General features: G+C 43.5%; 18 protein-coding genes, 1 tRNA gene and 1 pseudogene. 12 read left to right on the top strand and 8 right to left on the bottom strand.

Annotated elements, in window-relative coordinates; translation table 11 throughout:
• Positions 1-177 precede the first annotated feature (177 nt).
• The 9 genes and pseudogenes from HHA41_RS03490 to HHA41_RS03450 form a co-directional block, all read left to right on the top strand.
• Positions 178-1,174, top strand: a pseudogene (locus HHA41_RS03490) (HlyD family efflux transporter periplasmic adaptor subunit); the annotation flags it as partial.
• Positions 1,175-1,551: 377 nt separating this feature from the next.
• Entirely contained in the window at positions 1,552-2,673 is a 1,122-nt protein-coding gene (ribBA, locus tag HHA41_RS03485) for a bifunctional 3,4-dihydroxy-2-butanone-4-phosphate synthase/GTP cyclohydrolase II (protein WP_168417725.1), read from the top strand.
• Between the two features lie 11 nt (positions 2,674-2,684).
• Positions 2,685-3,155, top strand: a complete 471-nt coding sequence (gene ribE / locus HHA41_RS03480) for a 6,7-dimethyl-8-ribityllumazine synthase (RefSeq protein WP_004974350.1) — start codon at positions 2,685-2,687, stop codon at positions 3,153-3,155.
• A 4-nt stretch (positions 3,156-3,159) separates the two neighbouring features.
• The gene (gene nusB / locus HHA41_RS03475; RefSeq protein WP_168460539.1) at positions 3,160-3,609 is read left to right on the top strand and encodes a transcription antitermination factor NusB; all 450 of its coding nucleotides are present in this window, start codon (positions 3,160-3,162) and stop codon (positions 3,607-3,609) included.
• A gap of 25 nt (positions 3,610-3,634) precedes the next feature.
• Positions 3,635-4,564 (top strand): thiamine-phosphate kinase, encoded by a 930-nt coding sequence (gene thiL / locus HHA41_RS03470; protein WP_168460538.1) that lies wholly within the window; start codon positions 3,635-3,637, stop codon positions 4,562-4,564.
• On the top strand, positions 4,530-5,051 hold the full coding sequence (locus HHA41_RS03465; RefSeq protein ID WP_168460537.1) for a phosphatidylglycerophosphatase A: 522 nt from the start codon (positions 4,530-4,532) through the stop codon (positions 5,049-5,051). Before thiL ends, HHA41_RS03465 begins: the two co-directional genes overlap by 35 nt.
• 18 nt (positions 5,052-5,069) lie before the next feature.
• Positions 5,070-6,434 (top strand): bifunctional UDP-N-acetylglucosamine diphosphorylase/glucosamine-1-phosphate N-acetyltransferase GlmU, encoded by a 1,365-nt coding sequence (gene glmU / locus HHA41_RS03460; RefSeq protein WP_168460536.1) that lies wholly within the window; start codon positions 5,070-5,072, stop codon positions 6,432-6,434.
• Between the two features lie 12 nt (positions 6,435-6,446).
• On the top strand, positions 6,447-8,288 hold the full coding sequence (glmS, locus tag HHA41_RS03455; RefSeq protein ID WP_168460535.1) for a glutamine--fructose-6-phosphate transaminase (isomerizing): 1,842 nt from the start codon (positions 6,447-6,449) through the stop codon (positions 8,286-8,288).
• 298 nt (positions 8,289-8,586) lie between these two features.
• Positions 8,587-8,662: transfer RNA gene (locus HHA41_RS03450), tRNA-Gly, on the top strand.
• Positions 8,663-8,730: 68 nt separating this feature from the next.
• Here the strand turns inward: HHA41_RS03450 and acs are convergent.
• Complete coding sequence (gene acs / locus HHA41_RS03445; protein ID WP_168460534.1) at positions 8,731-10,674, bottom strand: acetate--CoA ligase; 1,944 nt, start codon at positions 10,672-10,674, stop codon at positions 8,731-8,733.
• A 480-nt stretch (positions 10,675-11,154) separates the two neighbouring features.
• Between acs and HHA41_RS03440 the strand changes: the two genes are divergently transcribed.
• A complete protein-coding gene (locus HHA41_RS03440) occupies positions 11,155-12,141 on the top strand; it encodes a mechanosensitive ion channel family protein (RefSeq protein ID WP_168460532.1) in 987 nt (328 codons plus the stop codon).
• On the opposite strand, the gene HHA41_RS03435 is transcribed toward HHA41_RS03440, so the two are convergent.
• From HHA41_RS03435 to prfB, 5 genes are all read right to left on the bottom strand, one after another.
• Positions 12,115-12,828 carry a 16S rRNA (uracil(1498)-N(3))-methyltransferase gene (locus HHA41_RS03435; RefSeq protein WP_168417717.1) on the bottom strand — a complete coding sequence of 238 codons (714 nt, stop codon included), beginning with the start codon at positions 12,826-12,828 and terminating at the stop codon, positions 12,115-12,117. The genes HHA41_RS03440 and HHA41_RS03435 overlap by 27 nt on opposite strands.
• A gap of 2 nt (positions 12,829-12,830) precedes the next feature.
• The gene (locus HHA41_RS03430; protein ID WP_168460530.1) at positions 12,831-14,111 is read right to left on the bottom strand and encodes a 3-deoxy-D-manno-octulosonic acid transferase; all 1,281 of its coding nucleotides are present in this window, start codon (positions 14,109-14,111) and stop codon (positions 12,831-12,833) included.
• A gap of 85 nt (positions 14,112-14,196) precedes the next feature.
• On the bottom strand, positions 14,197-15,276 hold the full coding sequence (locus tag HHA41_RS03425; protein WP_168460543.1) for an alkene reductase: 1,080 nt from the start codon (positions 15,274-15,276) through the stop codon (positions 14,197-14,199).
• 34 nt (positions 15,277-15,310) lie between these two features.
• Positions 15,311-15,610 carry a metalloregulator ArsR/SmtB family transcription factor gene (locus tag HHA41_RS03420; RefSeq protein ID WP_168417728.1) on the bottom strand — a complete coding sequence of 100 codons (300 nt, stop codon included), beginning with the start codon at positions 15,608-15,610 and terminating at the stop codon, positions 15,311-15,313.
• 166 nt (positions 15,611-15,776) lie between these two features.
• Positions 15,777-16,872 (bottom strand): peptide chain release factor 2 gene (gene prfB / locus HHA41_RS03415; RefSeq protein WP_168417714.1). Its coding sequence is split into 2 segments (ribosomal slippage): positions 15,777-16,799 and positions 16,801-16,872, totalling 1,095 coding nucleotides; the frame shifts between segments, so codons are not numbered across the junction.
• A 445-nt stretch (positions 16,873-17,317) separates the two neighbouring features.
• Here prfB and HHA41_RS03410 point away from each other — a divergent pair.
• Positions 17,318-18,094 carry a putative porin gene (locus HHA41_RS03410; RefSeq protein ID WP_168460529.1) on the top strand — a complete coding sequence of 259 codons (777 nt, stop codon included), beginning with the start codon at positions 17,318-17,320 and terminating at the stop codon, positions 18,092-18,094.
• Between the two features lie 172 nt (positions 18,095-18,266).
• Entirely contained in the window at positions 18,267-19,145 is an 879-nt protein-coding gene (locus tag HHA41_RS03405) for a putative porin (RefSeq protein ID WP_168460528.1), read from the top strand.
• A gap of 55 nt (positions 19,146-19,200) precedes the next feature.
• Here the strand turns inward: HHA41_RS03405 and recJ are convergent, their stop codons facing one another.
• The gene (gene recJ / locus HHA41_RS03400) at positions 19,201-20,904 is read right to left on the bottom strand and encodes a single-stranded-DNA-specific exonuclease RecJ (protein ID WP_168460526.1); all 1,704 of its coding nucleotides are present in this window, start codon (positions 20,902-20,904) and stop codon (positions 19,201-19,203) included.
• Positions 20,905-20,917: 13 nt separating this feature from the next.
• The gene (pdxH, locus tag HHA41_RS03395) at positions 20,918-21,574 is read right to left on the bottom strand and encodes a pyridoxamine 5'-phosphate oxidase (protein WP_168460524.1); all 657 of its coding nucleotides are present in this window, start codon (positions 21,572-21,574) and stop codon (positions 20,918-20,920) included.
• Positions 21,575-21,582: the final 8 nt, after the last annotated feature.

Below are 21,582 nucleotides of genomic sequence, written 5' to 3'. Positions count from 1 at the left end.
TTAAACGACAATGAGATAAGTCGTTATACGCCTTACAAAACTGTAAAGCGTATATTGCAAGAACGGACTGACCGCTATAAGTCGGAACTGACCGACTCAGGCTCTAGTTACACGTTTGGCAACAAGACATTAACAGAGTGCGAATTAGTCCTTGACTATGTTTGACTACATTTTAAGGAACAGCAAATTGTGCAATCTTTGGAAGGTGGTATTTTAACTCAGCTGCACGTCCGTGAAGGTGAAATTGTCAAGCAAGGTCAAGTTTTAGCACAACTCGACCCAACGCGTTTTGCCTCGAATGTTGGTGAGTCCACATCATTATTGCTCGCAGCACAGGCCACAGCTGCACGCCTGCGCGCAGAAGTGAATGGCACCCCCTGCCGAAGTATTAAAAGAGCCGCAACTGGTCAATGAAGAAACAGCATTGTATCGCTCACGCCGCGCCAATTTAGAAGAATCTTTGTCTGGACTAAAACAAGCTCTGACACTGGTAGAGCAGGAACTGGCCATGACCGAACCGTTGGTTGCCAAAGGTGCTGCTAGTGAGGTGGAAGTACTGCGTTTAAAACGTGAAGCCAATAATTTACGCAATCAAATGAGTGATGTGCGCAATCAGTATTATGTGAAATCACGTGAAGAACTGGCCAAAGCCAATACCGACATTGAAACTCAGGCACAAGTGGTAAAAGGCAAATCAGATAGCTTGAGCCGCACGCTGTTTAAATCACCTGTACATGGCATTGTTAAAGAAATTGATGTGATGACTTTGGGCGGTGTCGTTCCGCAAAACGGCAAGCTGATGACCATTGTACCGCTAGATGAACAACTGCTGGTCGAAGCACGAATTTTGCCGCGTGATATTGCATTTATTCGCCCTGATCAAGACGCTTTGGTGAAAATTAGCGCCTATGATTATTCAATTTATGGTGGCTTAAAAGGCAAAGTAACCGTGATTTCGCCCGATACCTTACGAGATGAAGTCAAACAAGATCAATTTTATTATCGGGTCTATATTCGTACTGATTCCGACCAACTGAGCAATAAAGCAGGTCAAAATTTTAGCATCACCCCGGGTATGGTTGCGACCGTGGATATTAAAACTGGAGAAAAAACGGTATTGGATTATCTCATCAAGCCATTTAACAAAGCCAAAGAAGCCTTACGTGAGCGTTAAAACAATCTGACTTTATCAAAATTTTATTTTACCCTAACAGCAACAGCGCTTTAGACAGGATTGGTCACATCCTGTCTAAAGTGAGCATCCTATTATTTGGAACAGCATCTAGTGACGACACTCACCCTAAAGGCTTGATTTACTGGATGCGCTCAGTTGCTGGTTTTTCTAATTCCTACCGCACTCCAACTGCCTAAACAATCTACACCAAACAGTAAAATAACAATTTACGCCCCTTTGCAAGCCTTGCTGCACTGTGTATAACCATAAGTCACGCAATGCAAATGATAAGCATAGGCAAAACAGGGCAAAAAGCGTTAGACTATGCGTCTATATCAGTAAAATGTCGTTCCAGACAAATCAGAAGGTGAAGGTAGATGCCGCTCAATACTGTTGAAGAGCTCGTAGCAGATATCCGTGCAGGAAAAATGGTCATCCTGATGGATGATGAAGACCGTGAAAATGAAGGTGATTTAGTCATTGCCGCAACTCACGTTCGCCCTGAAGATATCAACTTCATGATTACGCATGCACGTGGTCTTGTGTGTCTGACCTTAAGTCGTGACCGTTGTCAGCAATTGAACCTTCCTTTAATGGTCGATGCCAACGGTGCGCAACATGGCACAAACTTTACCTTATCCATTGAAGCTGCTGAAGGCATTACGACTGGTATTTCTGCCGCAGAACGTGCGCATACCATTCAAACTGCAGTTGCTGCACATGCCAAGCCTGCCGATATTGTTCAACCTGGGCATATTTTCCCACTCATGGCACAGCCAGGTGGCGTTTTGCACCGTGCCGGTCATACCGAAGCAGGTTGTGACCTTTCCCGTTTGGCAGGTTTAGAACCAGCATCGGTAATTTGTGAAATTATCAATGAAGACGGCACCATGGCGCGTCGTCCAGATTTAGAAGTTTTTGCTGAAAAGCATGGCCTCAAAATTGGCACCATTGCAGATTTAATCCACTACCGTATGACCAATGAGCAAACTGTAGAACGTCTAGATCAGCAAAGCATTGACACCGAATATGGTACATTTGACTTGTATCGCTACCGTGAATTGGGTAACCCAGATATTCACTTGGCATTGGTTAAAGGCGAGCCTAAAGAAGGCGTGACCACAGTCCGTGTGCATGGTTTTAATCCAACACGTGACTTGCTCAAACTGAACAAAGCAGACGGTTCCGCTACTTGGAATTTAGACCGTGCGCTTAAAGAAATTGCAGACAGCGAACGTGGTGTTTTGGTGTGGATTGGTCAGGGGCAGTTACAGGACTTGGGCCCTGCCCTAGATAGCCTAAAAACCCCGAAACAGGGCAAAGCCAATGCTGCATTGTCTCAGCAATATCAAACCATTGGCGTGGGTGCACAAATTTTACGTGATTTAGGCGTTGAAAAAATGAAGCTGCTTAGCTCACCATTACGTTTCAATGCTTTATCAGGCTTTAACTTAGAAGTGGTGGAATATATCACCGCAGATCCAACATCAGAGAAATAATCGAGGTTGCTATGGCAATTCGCCGTATTGAAGGTTTATTACATCTCGCTAGCGAAGGCCGTTATGCGATTTTAGTCGGTCGTTTTAATAGTTTTGTGGTTGAGCATTTGCTTGATGGCGCAATTGACACATTGAAACGTCATGGCGTATCAGAGGATAATATCACTGTTGTTCATGCACCAGGCGCATGGGAACTTCCTGTAGTCGCTAAAAAATTGGCTGCATCGAATGGTTATGATGCCATTATTGCGCTAGGCGCAGTCATCCGTGGCAGCACGCCACACTTTGACTTTGTGGCAGGCGAATGTGCCAAAGGTTTAGGCGTGGTCGGTCTAGACACAGGTTTACCAGTGATTAATGGTGTACTCACTACGGACAGTATTGAACAAGCGATTGAACGCTCTGGAACAAAAGCAGGTAATAAAGGAAGCGAAGCTGCCTTAACTGCAATTGAAATGGTTAACTTGTTAAAGGCTATTTAACGCTATGTCGCAAACACTCCAAGCCACTTATGCAGCAAAACGCAAAGCACGTCGTTTTGCTGTGCAAGGTATTTATGAATGGCAAATGAGCCACAATCCAGTGCATGAAATTGAAGCACGTACCCGTGTGGAAAATGCCATGCACAAAGTGGATCTTGGTTATTACCATGAATTGCTGACTCAAGTGGTTGCCAATCATGAAGCTTTAGATGCTTTGCTGATACCTGTGCTTGACCGTGACATTCAAGCGCTCGATGGTGTTGAACTGGCAACTTTGCGCTTAGGCGCATACGAATTGCAGCAGCATCTGGAAATTCCATACCGTGTCGTACTGGATGAAGCGATTGAACTGGCCAAACACTTCGGCGGTGCAGACAGCCATAAATACATCAATGGTGTATTAGACCGTCTTGCCAACAGCTTGCGTGCAGAAGAAAAGCAACAAAGCAACTAATTCAAATTATTGAGTCGATTGTTGTATGGCTGAGTTTTCTATTATTGATACCTATTTCAACAGACCGCATCCCGATGCTGTCGATTTAGGTGTCGGTGATGACTCAGCCTTGCTTACACCTCCACCCCAACAACAGTTGGTGATTTGTGCTGACACGCTGATTGCAGGACGACACTTTCCCCTCGACACCTCCCCGCATGCCATTGGCTGGAAAGCCGTCGCAGTAAATTTATCGGATATTGCGGCGATGGGTGCAACTCCGCACAGTATTTTATTGGCCTTGAGCCTACCCCAAATTGATCACGACTGGCTAAAAGGCTTTAGTCAGGGTTTACACGATTGTTGCGATCAATTTGGCGTGCGCTTAATTGGTGGCGACACGACTCAGAGTCCACATCTAACCATTACTGTTACCGCACTTGGCTGGATTGAACACGGGCAAGCCGTTGCTCGTTCAGGTGCTCAAGTGGGCGATTACATTTGTGTCAGTGGACAAGTTGGTGATGCAGCCTTTGGGCTCGACCATCGTGAGCATCCTTTAAAACAACGTTTGGACTATCCAACACCACGCTGCCAACTTGGACGACAGCTCAAAGGACTGGCTTCAAGCATGATTGATGTTTCAGATGGCTTAGCTCAAGATTTGGGACATATTCTGGAAGCCTCTCAGGTGGGCGGATGTATTGAACTCGATCAACTGCCCATCGATCCTGCTCTAACCGAATTACCACAACAAAAGCAGTGGCAATATGCTTTGGCTGGTGGCGATGACTATGAGTTATGCTTTACAATAAGCCCGCAAAATTATCAGCAACTTTTGCAACAAACCTTAGATACCTCTATTCATATTATCGGTAAAATTAACAATCAAAACCGCTTAAGCTTTGAACAGAATGGCGTAGATCGTTCACTTCATTTTCATGGATACCAACACTTTGCACAAACCCGCGATTAATTTCAAAGCCATGTCTTGGACTGACAGACTGATTGTCTGCTGTGGTGTTGGCTTCGGTTCAGGTCTACTGCCCAAAGCACCTGGTACCTTTGGTTCGGCCTTTGCCCTACTCTTCATTCCCATTTGGTTCGCACTTGGTTTCATTCCAAGCCTTTTTGCCATTGCTATGATGTCCCTGGTTGGCATATATATCTGTGGGCGTACTGCACAAGTTATGGGCGTACATGATGATGGTCGTATTGTTTGGGATGAGTTTGCAGGACAATCGATTACTTTTTTACCCCTGATTTTTATCAATCAAATCAGCTGGGTCTGGGTAATAGTAGGTTTTGCCTTATTCCGACTATTTGATGTGTGGAAACCTTGGCCAATTCGTGTCATTGATCGTCAGGTCGAAGGTGGTTTTGGCATCATGCTGGACGATATTATTGCGGGTCTTTGGGCCGCATTATGTATTTATATTTATTTATCTTTTACTTTGGTTTAGCCATCACTAGGATTCAACATGTCTACCACCGTGATTATTCTTGCTGCAGGTAAAGGCACGCGCATGCGTTCAAATTTACCAAAAGTATTACAACCTCTTGCAGGACGACCTCTTTTGGGTCACGTGATTGATACCGCAAAAAAATTACAAGCCGATCATATTATTACCATTTACGGTCATGGCGGTGCTTTGGTTCAAAATGCTTTTACGCATGAACAGATACAGTGGGTCGAACAGGCTGAACAGCTGGGCACAGGTCACGCAGTCAAAGTAACTTTGCCTGTTTTACCACGTGAAGGTGTATCACTGATTTTATCGGGAGATGTACCTTGCATTACAGAGCAAACCCTACAAAAGCTGCTCGATGTTTCACGTGAAACCCAAATTGGATTGGTGACACTCACCCTTGCCGATGCCACGGGTTATGGTCGTATTGTGCGTAAAAACGGTAAAATTCAAGCGATTATTGAACATAAAGATGCATCTGAAGCACAGCGCCAAATTCAAGAAATTAACACGGGTATTTACTGCGTCAGTAATGCCAAATTACATGAATGGCTGCCAAAACTAAGCAATAACAATGCGCAGGGTGAATATTACCTGACCGATATTGTGGCGATGGCAATTGCCGATGGTTTAGAAGTTGCATCGGTAAAACCCGAACTGGCTTTTGAAGTAGAAGGCGTGAATGACCGTGTACAATTGGCTGCCTTAGAACGTGAATTCCAGAACTTCCAAGCCAAGCAACTTATGCAACAAGGTGTGCATTTAATTGACCCAACCCGTTTTGATTTACGTGGCAATCTCCATGCAGGTAAAGACGTTCGCATTGACATTAACGTGATTATTGAAGGTAATTGCGAACTAGGTGATGGCGTAGAGATTGGTGCAGGTTGTATCCTCAAAAACACCAAAATTGCTGCGGGCACTAAAGTTCAGCCGTATAGCGTATTTGACCAAGCGGTTGTAGGTGAAGCTGCACAGATTGGCCCGTTCTCACGTTTACGCCCGGGTACAATATTGGCCAATGAAGTGCATATTGGCAACTTTGTTGAAGTGAAAAACAGTCAAATTGGTTTAGGCTCTAAAGCCAACCACTTTACCTACTTAGGGGATGCCGAAGTGGGTGCAGGCAGCAATATTGGTGCAGGTACGATTACTTGCAATTATGATGGTGCCAATAAATTTAAAACTATTATTGGTGACCAAGTCTTTATTGGTTCAAATAGTTCATTGGTTGCACCTGTCACCATTGCCAATGGTGCAACGGTAGGCGCAGGTTCGACCATTACCCGTGATGTTGCAGAACAGTGTTTAGCTGTGGAACGTTCTAAACAGTTCACTAAAGAAAATTATCAACGTCCACAAAAATTGAAAAAATAAGAGGAAGTTCCTATGTGCGGTATTGTCGGTGGCGTTGCAGAACGTAGTATTACCAATATCCTCATTGAAGGTTTAAAGCGTTTAGAATATCGCGGTTATGATTCCGCAGGTTTGGCATTGATTAGTCAAGGTCAGGTCTTGCGTGAGCGTCGTGTCGGTAAAGTAGCAAATCTTGAGCAAGCAGTACTAGATTCTCAAATAACAGGTTCACTCGGTATTGCGCACACGCGTTGGGCAACACATGGTAAACCGACTGAAAACAATGCACATCCGCATATTTCTGGCAATGTTGCTGTCGTACACAACGGTATTATCGAAAATTATCAAGAACTGAAAGACGAGCTGGAAACTTTAGGCTATGTGTTCAGTTCTCAAACGGATACTGAAGTGGTTGCCCATTTGGTCGACCATGCTCTTAAAACTGCACCGAGTTTATTGACTGCAGTTCAACAAGTGGTACCACAACTTAAGGGTGCCTATGCATTAGGCATTATCCATACCGATTACTCTGATGAATTGATCACCGTGCGTGAAGGTTCGCCTTTGGTGATTGGTGTCGGTATTGGCGAAAACTTTATCAGTTCAGACCAATTGGCGTTATTGCCAATTACCAACCGTTTCATGTATTTGGAAGAAGGTGATATTGCCCGCTTAACCCGCCACAGCATTGAAGTTTTTGTAAATGGTCAAACGGTTCAACGCCCTGTAAAAGAGCTGGATGCAACTGTAAGCAATGCATCGAAGGGTGAATATAAGCACTACATGCTCAAAGAAATTTATGAGCAACCTGAAGCGATTCAACAAACCATTTCACAAGCATTAAATGGCAACGCTTTACGTGAAGATTTCCTGAAAGATGCTGAGCTTGATTTTGCCAAGATTCAACAGGTACAGATTATTGCCTGTGGTACCAGCTACCATGCGGGGATGATTGCAAAATATTGGTTTGAACAGCTGATTAACTTGCCATGTCATGTGGAAATTGCCAGCGAATACCGTTATCGCACGCCAGTGATTGTGAATAATACGTTGTATGTGTGCATTTCACAATCGGGTGAAACTGCAGATACTTTAGCTGCTTTACGCGACACGCAAAAACGTGCTGCTGCAAAAGGCTTAAATATTAGCACCATGACCATTTGTAACGTAGCGACTTCATCTATGGTGCGTGAAACCCATCATAGTTTGTTGACGCTTGCAGGTCCTGAAATTGGTGTGGCATCGACCAAAGCCTTTACCACACAGTTGGCAGCATTAATGCTGTTGGTGCTCAAAATTGGTCAGGTGAAAAATGCAATAGCAGCAACAGAAACAGCTGAAATTATTGCAGGCTTGTGGCACACACCAAAAGTGATTTTAGATACTTTGCAAAATGATACGGCAATTTTGCGTTTGTCTGAATTGTTTGTAGAGAAAAATCACTGCCTATTCTTAGGTCGTGGCACACAATTCCCAATTGCTTTGGAAGGTGCACTGAAATTAAAAGAAATTTCATATATTCACGCAGAAGGTTATGCTGCGGGTGAGTTAAAGCACGGCCCATTGGCTTTGGTAGACAATGACATGCCTGTGGTGATTTTGGCACCACAAGATGACATGTTGGACAAACTGAAGTCGAATATGGAAGAAGTACAAGCACGTGGTGGTGAATTATTTGTCTTTGCAGATGAGCATAGCGGTATCCCTGCAGACAAAGAGCGTCAGCATGTAGTGTATGTTCCACAAGTCAGCTCATTGCTTGCGCCAATTGTGTATAGTATTCCTGTGCAGTTGCTGTCTTACCACGTTGCAGTGTTACGTGGTACAGATGTCGACCAGCCTAGAAACCTAGCAAAAAGTGTAACTGTAGAATAATATTCATATTATTTAATGATTTAAATTTAATTTATTAATTTTAAATTAATCGCAATCCGCAGCCTGCTTGTTAAAAAACCAGCCTGCGGATATTTTTGTCTTTATCTTTTCTAAACAGGTGCATTTAGCGCAAGACTCAGAACCTATCTGATTCAGACCGTTTGCTCGATCCCCAAAATACAAGTTTAAAGTCTATAGCAGGATGAATTTTTAAAAATGTTGCTTATTTATGCAAACAATACAGACGAATGCAAAAAATGATTGACCCGATTTTTGCATCATGTATTATACACCGCATGCGGGAATAGCTCAGTTGGTAGAGCACAACCTTGCCAAGGTTGGGGTCGCGAGTTCGAGTCTCGTTTCCCGCTCCAGATTTTAAAAGCCTCAATCGAAAGATTGAGGCTTTTTTTAATGATCTCAATTTATTAAAAATACTCCCTCACCTCTCCCCATACACCGTAGTAATCAAATGTTCAACCACTTGCGGCTCAGCCAAGGTGGAAGTGTCTCCCAAACTATCCAATTCATTTGCAGCGATTTTTCGTAAAATACGGCGCATAATTTTACCTGAACGGGTTTTAGGCAAAGCAGGTGCCCAATGCAAAGCATCTGGTGTTGCCACTGGCCCTAAAATTTTACGCACCCAATGCACCAGCTCGTCACGTAACTGTTCCGACTCTGCTATTCCTGCTTGTAAGGTCACAAAGGTACAAATTCCCTGCCCCTTAATGTCATGTGGCATTCCCACCACTGCTGCCTCAGCCACCGCTTCATGTGCCACCAAAGCACTTTCAATTTCTGCCGTTCCTAAACGGTGCCCTGATATATTCAAGACATCATCCACACGTCCTGTGATCCAGTAATATCCATCTTCATCACGGCGTGCGCCATCTCCTGTGAAATACGCACCGGGATAGGTCGAAAAATATGCTTCAATAAAACGTGCAGGATCACCCCAAATACTGCGCATTTGCCCTGGCCATGAATCTTTAATAATTAAATTACCTTCTGTTGCACCTTCTAGTTCATTGCCGTCTGCATCCACAATTGCGGGTTGTACCCCAAATAATGGTCGGGTTGCCGAACCCGGTTTAAGCGGGGTTGCACCAGGCAATGCTGAAATTAAAATACCGCCTGTTTCGGTTTGCCACCATGTATCTACAATTGGGCAACGACCTTCACCCACCACGTTGTAATACCAGTTCCAAGCTTCAGGATTAATCGGCTCACCAACGGAACCCAATAAACGCAAACTGCTGCGGTCACTTTCACGTACAAAACGGTCTCCCTCCCGCATCATGGCTCGAATGGCAGTCGGTGCTGTATATAAAATGGTGATGTTGTGCTTATCGACAATATGTCCTGTACGCGCCCAACTTGGGTATTGGGGTACCCCTTCAAACATCACAGTGGATGTCCCATTCGATAAGGGGCCATACAAAACATAAGAATGTCCTGTAATCCAGCCCACGTCTGCGGTACACCAGAACACATCATCCTGTTTCAGATCAAATACTTCTCTGAAGGTGCTGTTCACATAGGTTAAATAACCACCTGTGGTATGTAAAACTCCTTTGGGTTTTCCTGTGGAACCCGAGGTATATAAAATAAATAGCGGGTCTTCAGCATTCATCGGTTCTGGCGGGCAATTGTCATTCACCGACATAATTTCCATGTGATACCACAAGTCGCGTTCAGGCTGCATCTGAATCGGGTTGCCTGTACGATGCACCACAATCACATTCTGCACACATTCAGTACCTGCAATGTTCAGCGCTTCATCCACATTGGCTTTTAAATAAATCGGTTTGCCACCACGCATGGCGGAGTCTGCAGTCACAATTAACTTGGCCTGACAGTCTTCAATTCGGCTGGCTAAGGCATCGGGTGAAAAACCACCAAAAACCACACAATGCACCGCACCAATTCGTGCACAGGCCAGCATTGCAATCGCAGCTTCCGACACCATAGGCATATACAGCACCACTCGGTCACCTTTTTGTACACCATTCTTTTTCAGCACATTGGCAAAACGGCAGGTTTCATCATGCAGTGAAGCAAAAGAAATTACTTTATGACGAGATGGATGATCACCCTCCCAAATAATGGCAGGTTTATAAGGGTGCTCTTTTAAATGACGGTCTAAACAATTGGCACTGACATTGAGCTGTCCATCGGCAAACCATTCTATGTTGAAATGTTCGGGGTCAAAGTTGGTGTTTTTGACTTGCGTAAAAGGCTTGATCCAATCCAAACGTCGAGCTTGTTCAGCCCAGTAGGCATCTGGATCCTCTATAGATTGTTGATAGCGTTGGAAATATTCTGCCTCAGTGGTACGGGCAGTCTTTTTAAATTCATCTGGAACAGGATATACGTCTTTCATCTGCTACTTCCTTGATGTTCTTGCATCTCATCACGAGATGTATGCCACGTTATTGATTATTATTTCTGCACATTTACAGTATGAACTGACTGTTTTACAGCCTACTATTCGGCTTTAGTCGCATAAAATTTATACAAGATTTCAGAACTTCTGACTGTTCTGATTGATACCGAAAATGCTGCCTACATACTGCGGTGTTTTCATTCCACTCTACAGCGGATTGCATGATTTTTAAAGAAATTTACGCTCAACGACGCTACATCTTCACATTTTTTTACGCAGCATATTGCAAACATCAACACGCAAAAGGATCAATATTTTTTAGCGTAATCACGATAAAAAGTAAAAAACACAGCATGCAGTACATCTCAGCTAAAATGTCATCATCTTGTCTAAAAGATTGCCAAGTGCGTAACAGCGGATTAACCAAAGCCATTTTTTCAGGCAAAATAGCCTCTCTATTTTGAGTTCGGAATCACCGTGGCAGAATCCAAGCCCTCGTTAAGTGAAGTGTCTGAAAACACCAGTCAACTGTTGCATGAAGCCACTGAAAAAACCACGCAAACCGTGATTAATCATACGGCCAAGTACAACGACGCCTACTCCACTATCGACAAAATTATGGATGGCTTTTGGGAGCGGGCGCCGTATTTATGTATAGCTGCAGTGGTACTGATTTTGTTTTGGTTAATTGCCCGTGTATTTAAATGGTTTGTCCGTAAAACACTGTCTAATCGCTCCTATACCCGACAAAATTTGGTCTTGGTGTTAAATCGGGTCGGTAGCTCTGCCATTGTCTTTTTTGGTTTTTTAATTGCGATGGTGATTGCCATTCCTGGCTTTACCCCAAGTCAGCTCATGAGTGCTTTGGGATTAGGCTCTGTAGCGATTGGTTTTGCTTTTAAGGATATCTTTCAGAACTTATTGTCGGGTGTACTGATTTTGATTGGTGAGCCTTTTAAAATTGGCGATGACATCATCGTCAATAATATGGAAGGCACGGTGGAAGATATTCAGATTCGTGCAACCTTTTTGCGCTCTCCCGATGGCCGTCGCATCGTGATTCCAAATGCCACGGTCTATACCAGTGCCGTGACTGTAAATACTGCGTATACCCGTCGTCGTTGCGAGTTCGTGGTGGGTATTGGTTATGAAGATGACGTACAAAAAGCCAAACAGATTATTTTGGCCATTTTAGACCGCGACATCAAAATTTTAAGTCAGCCTGCCTTTAGTGTGAATGTCACTGCATTGGCCGATTTTTCCATCAATTTAAATGTGCGCTGGTGGGTCAATACCACCGAAACCACCACATCGGCTTCCATTAGTGAGGTGCAGGAGCGTGTCATTGCGGCCTTTGCCGAGCATCACATTTCCATTCCTTACCCAGTACAGGAAGTGAAAGTGTATCGAGGTGAAACGGCATTGCTTGAAGAAGATTCAAACCGAGCCAAACAAACGCCCTAATACATAGGCAATCACGGTTTCAGTCCGAATAATACGGTTGCCCAAGTGTCGTGCTTGGCAGCCGTTTTTTTCGAGTAAATCAATTTCATAAGGAATAAAGCCGCCTTCTGGGCCAATCACAATACTACAAGGATGTTGAATGGTGTTCGGCATTGCCAGTTCAGTATAAGGATGCGCCACGTATGCAGGACAATCTGCAGAGATCAAATTAGGCAAAACATCTTCCACAAAGGGTTTAAAGCGTTTATAGCACTGAATGTCAGGCGCAATGGTATCGCCCGCTTGTTCTAAACCTAAAGTGATATATTGATCCAACTGCTGTAAAAATGGCGTTTGCCAATAGCTTTTATCAACCCGATAGCTGTGCAGTAAAATGATTTTTTCCACACCTAATGTCACGCTGTCCATAATTAAACGGCGCAGCACTTTTGGTCGTGGTAAGGCCACAATCAGGGTCACGGGTAATTTTTGAGGTACAGCTTCTTCATGTAAGGCTTTGACCTGAATCCGCTGCTCACTGACTTCCACCACTTCAGTCAAATAACGCTTGCCACCACGAATCCCGACTTTTAAGGTGTCACCGACTTGTACACCGACATGCGTATGCAAATGCTGCAGCTGTCGCTGTGCTGTAATTGACCATATTTCATTGGTAGTCTGTCGCGGGCCAAGTAATACAATATTCATGCTTACAAATACTGATCCATGACCTGAATATGCTCACGTAGTGCACCACGATTTTTATACATAATCACTTGGGCATTCTGATTCAATTGTGCACGTAATGCTGGTTCAAATAACAGTTGAGTCAAGGTTTTCACAGCTTGTGCTGCATCATCAACCACGTACACCGCTTCTGCCGCAACAAACTCATCCACCATACTTTGGAAGTTAAAATAATTTTTACCCAATACGGTGGCTACATTTAAAGCCAAAGGCTCTAAAATATTATGACCACCGCCAGGTTCATTCAATGAACCGCCCACATAGCAAGCCTGACTCATGGCATACCACAGCCACATTTCACCCATACTGTCGGCTAAATATAGCTGTGTATTTGCTTGGATACCTTCACCCAAACTACGACGCTGCATATTAAGTTGCAGCCTTTGTCCCAATTGTGCAACTTCATCAAAACGCTCTGGATGACGTGGTGCAACAATGCACAATAATTCGGGATGTTGCTCAAAGTACGGTTTTAAAGCAGTCAATAATTGTTGTTCTTCGGGTGCATGGGTACTGGCCAGCACCACAATTTTACGCTGTGCCAATTGCCATTCTTGCTGTAGCTGTGCTGCCTGCTGCACAAAATGCTCAGGTGCAGTAATGTCAAATTTAAGATTACCCAACACCTGCGTACGTGCTTCGGGCATACCCAAAGCCACAAAACGTTGTTGTGTAGCAAGGTCTTGTGCCAAAAGTTGTTGCAACCCCTGCAACATGCCACGTGTCAGGCCTTTAACTTTGGCATAGCCTTTGGCCGATTTTTCTGAAAGTCGTGCATTAATCAGTAAACATGGCACTTGAAAATGCTGCGCCTGATCAATCAAATTTGGCCATAATTCTGTTTCGACCAAGGCCAATAATTTAGGCTGATATTTTTGATAAAACTCACGAATTAAATGCACCTGATCGGCAGGTAAATACACGGCCTGAAATAAATTTAAATAGGGTGCTTTTAAAAATAAAGACTTGGCACGAGCCTGTCCCGTTTTGGTGGTATTGGTGACTAAAACAGGGTGACCTGCTTTTAAATAATATTCAATTAATGGTTGTGCAGCATTGGTTTCACCTACCGACACCACATGAAACCAAATGGCATGTAAATTTTTAGCGGGCTGAAATGGGCCAAAACGCTCAAGCAGTTCTTGTTGTAATTGCTCAGGATGTTCGGCACGTTTACGAATACGTGACTGATAAATCGGTTTTAGCAGGGTTAAAGCTGCGTTATACCAAAATGGAGTAGCCAAAAGATGCGCCCCAAAAGAAAGACTGTCGGCAAAATATAACAGAGCCACACACGCATGTTAATCGTATGTGGCGCTGTACGGGCTTTTATTCTACAGATTGTTGTGTTTCAGCCAAAGTTGGATAATCGATATAGCCTTCTGCAACAGCAGTACCAATCATAGTTTCCAGTTTGAGTTCATTTAAAGGAGCATCTGCCAGTAAACGCTCATATAAGTCTGGGTTAGCAATATAAGCCTTACCAAACGACACTGCATCGGCCTTGCCTGATGCCAATAATTCCACCGCATCGGCACGGCTTAAACGCATGTTGGCAATGTATGGCACACCGCCTGAACGTGCTTTCATTTCTTCGGAAATGCTGTCTTCAGCCAAATATTCACGGGTAAAGAAAAAGGCGATTTTGCGCTGACCCAATTGCTGCATCACATAGCCAAAGGTTTCACGTGGATCATCATCCCCCATGTCATGTTCATCGCCACGTGGTGCTAAATGCACACCGACACGACCTGCGCCCCATACTTCTATCAAGGCATCTACAACTTCCAACAAGAAACGTGCGCGATTTTCCACAGCACCGCCATATTCATCTTCACGTTGGTTGGTTTTACTTTGTAGGAATTGGTCAATCAGGTAACCATTGGCCGCATGCAGCTCTACACCATCAAAACCAGCCTCTTTGGCACGGATCGCGGCTTGTTTATATTGCTCGGTAATGGCATGAATTTCTGAAATTTCCAAAGCACGTGGTAATACATAAGGACGCTTTGGACGTAACAAACTGACATGACCAGCTTGTTGCACAGCACTTGCCGAAACAGGTGTTTCACCCTTCAGCAAATCAGGATGGGATACCCGCCCCACATGCCACAATTGCGCGACAATCAGACCATCTTTGGCATGCACCGCATCGGTAACCAATTTCCAGCCTTGTACTTGTGCATCTGTAAATAGACCTGGGGTATTGAAATAGCCATTGGCTTCTTCAGAAATCACCGTTGCTTCTGAAATAATTAAGCCTGCGCTGGCTCGCTGTGCATAATATTCCGCCATCATTGGCGTAGGTACACGGTCATCGCTGGCACGACTGCGGGTTAAAGGTGCCATCACTACACGGTTTTTAAGATGAAGATCACCCAAAACCAAAGGAGAGTTTAATTCAGCCATCATTGCCTCATGACTCACTACAACATGCGACTGTTTAGAGTGAGTGTTTTAAATATTCGATGTATTGCTGAATTAGTGCTTCATTACGAGAAAAATACGACCATTGCCCATACTTTTCTGCACGAATAAGGCCTGCCTGTTGCAGTACCGATAAATGATTTGACATGGTCGATTGCGACACCTTGCCCAAACGCTCAATGTGTCCTGCACATACGCCACGCTTAAAGTCGCCACACTCTTCTACCGACAAAAATTGGTCTGGTGCTTTTAACCATTCTAAAATTTGCCGACGGGTAGGATTGGCTAAGGCTTTAAATATTAAATCGACATCCATCATTCAGACACATATTCGTAAATATAAGCCCAATTCAGCAGCTGCCTTTAATATATCGTATTTTTTCGATATTAATATCGCTTTTTTACGATTTATACAAATTGTTTAAACAATTTAAGCAGATCAACCGAATTGGGCAGACTTATTGGGTCCTGTAAATTTAAACTTACAGGCCTTGTTTCAAACTGGCTTCAATAAATTTGTCTAAATCACCATCTAAAACTGCACCCGTATTTGAGGTTTCCACCCCTGTACGCAAGTCTTTAATCCGCGAGTCATCCAATACATAAGAACGAATTTGGCTGCCCCAACCAATATCTGACTTCGAGTCTTCCAGTGCTTGAGCCGCCTCATTACGTTTGCTCATTTCCAGTTCGTATAACTTGGCACGTAACTGTTTCCATGCGTGGTCACGGTTGGCGTGTTGCGAACGCTGGTTCTGACAAGCCACCACAATACCTGTTGGTGCGTGGGTTAAACGTACCGCAGAGTCGGTTTTGTTAATGTGCTGACCACCCGCACCTGAAGCACGGTAAGTATCAGTACGAACATCGGCAGGGTTAATATCAATTTCAATGTTGTCATCCACTTCTGGTGAAACAAACACCGCAGAGAATGACGTATGACGACGGTTACCCGAGTCAAATGGTGACTTACGCACTAGACGATGTACGCCCGATTCAGTACGCAACCAACCATAGGCATACTCGCCTTCTACACGAATTGTTGCAGATTTAATCCCTGCCACATCACCATCTGACTCTTCCATCAATTCTGCTTTAAAGCCATGACGTTCAATCCAGCGCATATACATACGCAGCAACATAGATGCCCAGTCCTGCGCTTCTGTACCGCCTGAACCCGCCTGAATTTCGACATAACACGGATTTGGATCCATTGGGTTGCTGAACATACGACGGAATTCTAATTTGGCCAGCTCTTCTTCAGCAGAGGTCAACTCTGACTGCACATCAACCAATAAGTCTTCATCATCTGCTTCAACCGCCAAATCCAGCATGGCTTGCGCATCTTCCAACTGGGTTGCCAAACCTTCCAGAACATTAATCACATTCTCAAGTTCGCCTTTTTCTTTGGCCATCGCTTGAGCACGACTTTGATCATTCCAAATGGCAGGGTCTTCCAACTCGCGGAGAACCTCTTCTAAACGCTCTTTTTTCAGATCGTAGTCAAAGATACCCCCGTAGTGTTTGACCACGTTCGTTCAAGTCTTTTAATTGGTTTAGATAAGGATTAATTTCCACGTAAATTCTCTCAATTAACAATGAAGCTCAATAACCAATAATTGTAGCACAGACCTGTTCAGGCATTGCCACACTGCAGCTATTTCCAGCACAACTTTTCTAGACATAAATAGCTGGCCATTGCCTACGCATATTCAGCTTAAATTTGCCTGAAATATTTAGATCTGCAATTTCCATTTGCTCTAGCGTTGAAGGAGAACTGACACATATTTGATGATTTTATAGTCAATATTTAGAAAATTCACAAAATCTACATAGTTTTAATAAAACAAAACATTTAATTATTTCATTTTTATTTCAATAACTTAAGATCGAATCATTACACAAACTTACGACTGAAACAATGCGGTAACTTTCTGATGATTGACGCTGAAATTTTTTAGCCTAGACTAAAAGTTGTAACAAAAAGTTTAACTGTTAACCAGATTTCAGAGGGGTAATTTCCATGAAAAAATTAGCAATCGCATCAGCCCTACTTTCAGCTTTGGCTATCACTGGTACTGCGAACGCATACCAAGCTGAAATTGGTGCATCAGCAGGACTGATTGATCCAGACAATGGCAGCTCAAGTGGTTCATTTGGTGTAGATGGTACATATTACTTTAACCCTGTACAAACTCGTAATGCACCATTGGCAGAAGCAGCGTTCCTTGACCGTGCCAGCAATGTAAATGCCAAATATCAATATGACGAAGTGGGTGATTCTGAAGCGCACACTTATGGCGTAGGTGCTGAATACTTTGTACCGAACTCAGACTTTTACCTCAGTGGTAATGTGAGCGGTCACGATCTACAAAACAATGATGACCTAAACAATGACTTGACCACCTATGGTGCAGAAGTAGGTTATTTACCAGCACCAGGCTTGTTGATTGCAGCAGGTGTGAAAGGTTGGGATACTGATGAAGATGATGGTGTAGACCCAACTTTACGTGCCAAATATGTAACTACGTTGTCTAATGGTAAAGACATCAATTTAGAAGCAGGCGCTGCATTTGGTGATCTAGATGAATACAATCTGGCTGCAGACTACTTCATTGATAAAACCCTAAGCGTAGGTGTTGATTACTACAGCAACGACATCAATGATCGTGATGAGTTTGGTGTGAGTGCACGTAAATTCTTTACTCCACAAGTGAGCTTAGAAGGTCGTGTAGGCTTTGGTGAACAATTCAACAACGACTACAACAGCTTTGGCTTAGCGGCAAAATATCGCTTCTAAGTTTAGCCTAATTAGATATTCAAACAGCACTCTTCTTCGGAAGGGTGCTTTTTTATGCCCTAAAATAAAGCAGTTAGGTAGAAATAGTGCATTGACGTACTGTTTATTTTCCGTACAATCAGCACAACTGTAACAAAACAGTCATATTTCTATAACAGAGGGAATCTCAATAATGTTTAAAAAACTTGCACTTGCAACTGCTCTTCTTGCTGGTTTAACTTCTACTCATGCGTATCAATTTGAAATCAATGGGGGTTATGAAAATACTGATTTTGATGGGGAAGCTGACGTAGATACATTATTCATTAATGGCAAATATTATTTAAATGGTGTTCAAGTCAAAAATGCACCTTTAGCTGAAGCTGCTTTTTTAGCTAAAGCAAGCAATATTGGTCTAGGTTATGCCCATGCGAGCATAGATGATCTAGAGTTTGATCTTGGTTCCTTCGTAGGTACAAATACTTTTATTGTTAATGCGGATCTTGATATTGATAATGTTGGAATAAGCGGTGAATTCTATATTCCGAATAGCCAATTCTATATTTCTGGTAACTTAAACCATACCGAAATAACAGCAAAAGTTCTAGGAGCGGAAGAGTCGACCGATAATACTGGCTATGCTCTTGAAGTGGGTTACTTACCTACTAATGGCTTATTATTGGCTGTTGGTGCTACCAATGAAAACATTGATCCAATTCAAGTTGCAAATTATGGCTTCACTACAAATTTTTTAAACGCAGCTACTTTACAAGATGATACAGTAGTATCTCTACGTGCTAAATATGTCACACAAATTGGCAACCATTTTACCAACTTTGAAGGCTTAACTTATTTTGGTGATGAAACAACTTATCGCTTAGGCGCTGATCTTTATATCGACCCAACTTTAAGTGTAGGTGTTTCTATTGCAGACTCAACTGCTGATGATTCTGATACTATTTTTGGCGTTCGTGCACAAAAATTCTTTACCCCAACAATTGCAGTTGGCGTAAATTACACAACAGTTGATGAAGTCGATTCATTCGGCATCAACGGTACATTCCGCTTCTAATTCCATAAATTAAAAGCAAAAAATCCGCTCAAATGTGAGCGGATTTTTATTTGGGCTACTGCTCCAAATGCACAATCTGCAGTTGTAAACTGACATTGCTATTAAACACATTGCGTTCTAATTCATAAACCAAACGCACATGATCCAGCATTGGGTTAAAGTCAAATTTATCTTTGGCACCAAAGGCAATCGCATCCAGCACTTGGCCATTCTGCAACACCAGACGCAGTTTTAAATGCGTCTCTTTAAGCCATCTAAAATCGACCACTTTAAAACGCCCTTCAAATACAGGTTGCGGAAATTTATGTCCCCACGGTGCCAAATGCTGCAGCATCTCTACCGTGTGCAAATGAAAAGCCTCTGGCGGCAATTCACCATCTGTCCACAGCACGGCATGAAACAGCTCTGCATCCATCTGCGCAATTAGCTGTTCAAACACCTGTTTAAATTCTGCAAAATGAGCCTTTTTAATGGTCAAGCCTGCGGCTGCAGCATGCCCACCAAAATGACTAACCAAGTGTGGATATTGCTCTGCCACTAATTCAATGCTGTCACGAATATGAATACCTTCTATGGAACGGGCCGAGCCTTTAATATGTTCACCATCTTCATCGGCAGCAAACACAATTGCAGGCCTGTGAAACTGTTCTTTTAAGCGACCCGCAACAATACCTATCACACCTTGATGCCAATGTTCTTCAAACAAGACCAAAGCATGCGGCAAATCAGTTGTATGCAATTGCAGCTTTTCCAGTTCAGCCAGCGCATCCTGTTTAATTTGACCTTCGACCTGACGACGTTCCTGATTCAGACTATTTAACTGACGTGCCAAGGCATAAGCAATTTGCATATCTGTTGCCAGTAAACATTCAATCCCAATATCCATGGTTTCCATGCGCCCAGCAGCATTAATACGTGGCCCCAAGACAAACCCTAAATCCTGAGCTTTAAGCTGTGCGGGTTCACGCCCTGCCAAATCCAACAATGCGCTAATTCCAGGACGACACAAGTTCTGCTGTATTCGTTTTAAGCCAGCATCCACCAAGATACGGTTGTTATAGTCTAAACTTGCAACATCGGCATAAGTTCCCAAAGCCACCAAATCTAAATATTGGGTCAAATTTGTAGCAGATTTTCCCTGTTTTTTACGCTGACTAGAGAGATTGGCCAGTACATAAAACGCTACGCCCACCCCTGCCAAAGCTTTACTTGGAAAATCACAGCCCAGTTGATTTGGATTGACCACCGCTTCTGCATCTGGCGTGGCTTTCGTGGTGAGGTGATGATCGGTGATGATGACCTGCATACCCAAAGCTTGAGCACGCTCAACTCCCGTGTGACTGGAAATGCCATTATCTACAGTAATTAATGAATCAGGGGCATAACGCTCAAAAGCCAAATCGGCAATGGCGGGAGTTAAGCCATAACCATATTTAAAGCGGTCAGGCACCAAATACTGTACCTGCGCACCCATGTCGCGTAAGGCCAACATCATCAATGCGGTACTGGTTGCACCATCGGCATCGTAATCGCCCACAATCACTATTTTTTTCTGCTGATCAATCGCCTGATCCATCAACTGAATTGCCTCAGGCAAACCTTTCATACTTGGGGCAAGCAGATGTTTGAGCTTGAGCTCAAGTTCCTGTTCAGACGTCACCCCACGGCGCGCTAAAATCTGGGCAACAAATGTGGACACGCCCTGAAAGTTTTCAGGGCGTGTCAGTAAAGGTCTTTGTTTTATTTGTATTTTTGACATAGTTTCCAGTAATTTAAGGCATCAAGCGTTGTAACGACCATTCGCCCTCAATTTTTTCATAACGTAAACGGTCATGCAAACGGTTCGGACGCCCTTGCCAAAACTCGTAATAATCTGGCTGTAAGCGGTAACCGCCCCAGAATACAGGTTTTTGTAATTCTGACTGATCCCCCACTTGGGCATGCAAGTCCTGAAAACGTGCCTGTAATTCTTCACGGCTGGCAATCACACCACTTTGAGGTGTACTAATGTGCGCAGCAATCTGATTGTCACGCGGGCGTTTGTGATAGTACGCGGTCGACTCTTGCTCATCAATTTTTTCGACATAGCCACTCACCCGAATTTGACGTTCTAGCTCAGGCCAGTAAAACAATAATTCCGCATAAGGATTCGCTGCTAAATCTAGCCCTTTTTGACTGTCATAATTGGTATAAAAGTCATAGCCTGCCTCGGTTGCTCCGCGCAGTAATACCGTACGCACATGCGGGCGACCTTGGGCATTGGCAGTGGCCAATGACATGGCATAGGGTTCATGTAATTTAGCGTCTAAAGCATGGTTAAACCAATTCAAAAACTGAATATGCGGATTGGCACTCACCTGCGCTTCCAACAATTCACCTTTTTGGTAACTTAAACGCAATTCACTTAAATCTTTGATTAAATCACTCACGATTTACA

The sequence above is a fragment of the Acinetobacter sp. A1 genome (genome assembly GCF_012371315.1).
In the GTDB taxonomy this organism is placed as follows: Bacteria; Pseudomonadota; Gammaproteobacteria; order Pseudomonadales; family Moraxellaceae; genus Acinetobacter.
The sequence above is the reverse complement of the archived record's forward strand: the minus strand, read 5'-3'. Positions and strand labels throughout refer to the sequence as shown.